2 protein-coding genes are annotated in these 3802 nt (G+C 75.6%); one reads left to right on the top strand and one right to left on the bottom strand.

What is annotated here, in order from left to right; genetic code table 11:
- Positions 1-74: 74 nt before the first annotated feature.
- Positions 75-2921 carry a hypothetical protein gene (locus ACSNOK_RS31600; RefSeq protein ID WP_436784230.1) on the top strand — a complete coding sequence of 949 codons (2847 nt, stop codon included), beginning with the start codon at positions 75-77 and terminating at the stop codon, positions 2919-2921.
- Between the two features lie 369 nt (positions 2922-3290).
- Here ACSNOK_RS31600 and ACSNOK_RS31595 read toward each other — a convergent pair.
- Positions 3291-3802 (bottom strand): CbrC family protein (locus tag ACSNOK_RS31595; protein ID WP_436784229.1); only part of this gene is annotated, 512 nt, incomplete at its 5' end.

Below are 3802 nucleotides of genomic sequence, written 5' to 3'. Positions count from 1 at the left end.
GAGCGGCGGGGGGAGAGGGAGACGGAGCGGTCGGGGGAGGAGCAGGCGGAGAGGAGGCGGCCGACGCCGCTCCCGTGACCGTCTGGCGTCCGCTGTGCGCGCGGACCGGCGGCTACGCGATCCGCCGCCCCGGGCAGCCCGCCCTCCCGCTGGCCGTCGCCCCCGACGAGGGCCACGTCAAGGCCACCGCCGTCACCCACGACAAGCGGGACGGCAACCAGCTCTACGTCCACCAGGCCCTCTTCGGCTGGCACGGCTGGAGCCTGGCCGCCCCGCCGCCGGGCCGGACCCTCGGGCCGGACGACCGGCCCACGGTGCCCGCGCCCGAGGTGTCGCCGGTCTTCCCGCTGGACACCACCTTCCGCCCGGTCAAGGGCTCGCTGCCCGCCCTGCGGTACGGGCGGACGTACCGGCTGCGCGCCCGGCTCTGCGACCTCGCCGGCAACGGTCTTGGGCCCGGCGCCGACACCCCCGAGGGCACCGCCTCGGCGCCCGTCACCTACCGCCGCTGGGAGCCCGTGCCGCCGCCCGCGCTGGTGCCCCGGTGGCCCTTCCTGGAGGGCGAGTCGGAACCGCGGCTGGTCATCCGCAGCACCGTGCACGACGACGGGACGCCGATGCCGCCCGACGTCTGGGCCGCCCTGCGCAACGGGGAGGTCCCCGACCACCGGGCGGAATCGCCGGTCGACGGACTCGACCGCCGCTACCGGGCCTGGGACGAACGGCACGTGAGCCCGCCCAAGACACCGCTCCAGACGGCGGAGCAGCACGGGATGTACGACACCGTGTTCGGCCCCGGCAAGGCGGACCTGGTCCGCCGCCGCTACTACGCCGCCGCCTCCCGCGAGGCCGGCAGCTACCTGGACACCGTCGTCAGCCTCCCCGAGAACCCCGACGTCACCACCGACCTCAAACTCCTCGGCGAGATCAAGGTCGCCAAGCACGACGTCCACGACCCCGAACCGCCGACCGAACTCCCTGTCGCCCGGGGGGACGGCCTCCGGCCCGGCGAGTACGTCGTCCACCGGGGCGCACAGCTCCTGCTGCCCTACCTGCCGGACGTCCTGGCCCGGGGCGTCTCGCTGCGCGGTCTGCCGGGGGCGCCGCCCAACGCCACCTACGACTTCCCCGGGCCCTGGCCGCAGGCCCGGCCGCTGCGGTTGAAGATCGTCGAGGGGGACGGGCCGCCCGTCTGGAGCGGCCTCCTGGAGCGCGAACTGACCGTCCGGCTGCCCAAGGCCACCGTCGCCACCGTCCGGATGAGCTGCCGCCTCGACCCCGCCGACCTGCCCCTCTTCCGCGCCTGGGAGCTGCTGACCGCCTCGAAGGTGTGGAACGACCCCGACCCGGTCACCGGGCTGCCGCAGGAGAAGAGGGACGAGCTGACCGCCGCGGCCGCGCACGGCGAGAACTGGATGCTCACCCCCTGGGTCGAACTCACCCTCGTCCACGCCGTCGAGAAGCCGCTCGCGCCACCGGAACTCGGCTCCCTCGACTTCTCCCGCGCGGAGGGCCAGACCTTCGCCCCGCTTTCCGGAAACCTCCGCAGCCACGCCCGCAGCACCGGCCGCGTGGACATCGACGCGACCTGGCAGGAGTGGACCGACGACGTCGCCCAGGACGCGCCCGAGCGCGTCGACCGGCACGAACGCGTCGGTCACTTCACCCTCGAACCCTTCGAGAACGGCCGCTTCTTCGCCGATTTCCGCCACGAGTTCCGCGACACCCTGCACCGCGCGGTCACCTACACCCCGACCGCGACCACCCGGTTCCGCGAGTACTTCCACCCGGCCATCACCGACCGCACCGAACTCATCACCCGGACCGGGCCGCCGAGCACCGGGCCCGACGGCCACGGCTGGCACGTCCCCAGCTCCCGCCGCCCCGAACCGCCGGACGTCAGCCACCTGGTGCCGACCGTCCGCTGGGAACAGACCGTCGACCACGAACGGCACCGGGTGACCCGCACCCGGCGGCACGCCGGCTTCCGGGTGCACCTGCGCCGCCCCTGGTACTCGTCGGGCGACGGGGAACTCCTCGCCGTCGTCCTCGACCCCGCGCCCGACGGCACCGGCCCGGGCGACCCGGGCGCCGTCGCGCCCCTCCCCGACGAACTCGTCAGCCGCTGCGCCACCGACCCCGTCTGGGCGGACCCGACGGCACCGCCCCGGCTCACCGCGGCGAACTTCCCGGGCGCCGTGCTCACCGCCGACGGGCGGGTGCTCGCCGAACCGGTGGGCGGCGGGACGGCGAGCGCCTCGGTGGCCGCGTTCGCCCCCGAGTACGACCGGGAACTGCGGCTGTGGGCCTGCGACATCGACGTCGACCTCGGGCCGGCCGCCGGTGCCACGGCCTACTTCCCCTACCTGCGCCTGGCCCTGGCCCGCTACCAGCCCCACTCCGTCGATCCCCTGCACCTGTCCAAGGTCGTGACCGCGGACTTCCTCCAACTGCTGCCCGACCGGACGGTCACGGCCACCATGACGGCCACCGGCGCCGTCCGCCTGGAACTCGGCGGCCCGGTCGCGTCCAACGCCCTGGGCCGGCGGGTCGGCAGCGGCCAGGCCGCGATGGCCGCGAGCCGACGCGTCCTCGCCACCGTCGAACGGCGGGCCGTGGGCAGCGGCGATCTGGACTGGGCCGGCACCGGCACCGTCCTCGAACTCACCTGCGTGCCGAAGGGGTCCACCTTCGTGTGGTCCGGCGACCTGACGCCTCCGACACCGCAGTTGCTGCCGCTCTCGGAGTACCGGCTGGTCGTGGAGGAGCACGAGGTCTACGCGACGGACGGGGCCACGGCGACCGGCACGGTGACCCCGGCCGGCGGCGGCACGGCGGTGCCCGTCGGCCGTCGGCTGGTGCACGCCGACCGGTTCGCACTGGCCGTCACGCCGCTGGGCCGGATCGTCCTGCGCGAATGACCGCCGGCGGCCGGGCGGCGGCGCGACCGCGCCCGGCCCCACGCCGTCGGGCCCCCGCGCGGGGCCGCGCTCGGGATCGCGCCCGGGACCGCGCCCGTGACCGAGTCGGCGGAACCGGCCGGCCGCCGCACGGCACAGGCGGAGCACCGGACTTCGGGACTCACGCGGTCGGAGGGACGGACTTCGGGGCTCGCGCGGTCGGAGGGGACGGCGCGAGCCCTGGAGGAGGGTGACGAGCCGGCCGAGGGGGCCGCCGTGGTCGAGAGAACCTCCGTGGCCGAGGGACCCGCCGCGGCCCAAAGGGCCGCGACGGCCCGGGCGGCGGCCGGGGGCGCGTGGGCGTCGGGCATCCGATCCGTTCATGGTCACCTACGTGAAGTCCGAATAGGCCAGGTGCGTCCCGCACACCCGGCAGCGGAAGAGGTAGGCGGTCGGCTGGCCCTCACGGTCGAAGGAGGCCAGGTACCGCTCGATCTCGTCGGAGGACCACTGCCAGCCGACGGCTTCGCGACGCAGCGCGTCGACCGCCTCGGGGTACGAGGCCAACTCGGCGCTGCCGACCGGGCCGAGGAAGGCGGCGGCGTCCCCGCAGTGGGAGAGCCACACCGAGTCCTGCCAGGCGGTGAAGCCGGGGGTGCGCCGCTCGATGACCGCCCGGGCGGCCTGGGGCACCTCGCCCGCCACGACCTCGCTGAAGGAGGCGTCGTACCGCTCGGCGGCACTGCCGTCCGCTATGCACCAGGGGCAGAGCCGGCCGCGCAGATCCTCGTCGGACGGGGTGTACACCGGACCCGCGTAGACGTAGCCGCGGGCGCGGGCGCAGCACGCGCAGACGGTGTGCGGGTCGGGGGCGACGGAGCCGGTGGCCAGGGGGTCGGGGT

The sequence above is a fragment of the Streptomyces sp. URMC 126 genome, assembly GCF_051386555.1.
GTDB lineage: Bacteria > Actinomycetota > Actinomycetes > Streptomycetales > Streptomycetaceae > Streptomyces.
Note: the sequence above shows the minus strand (reverse complement) of the source record. Positions and strands in the feature narration are given on the sequence as shown.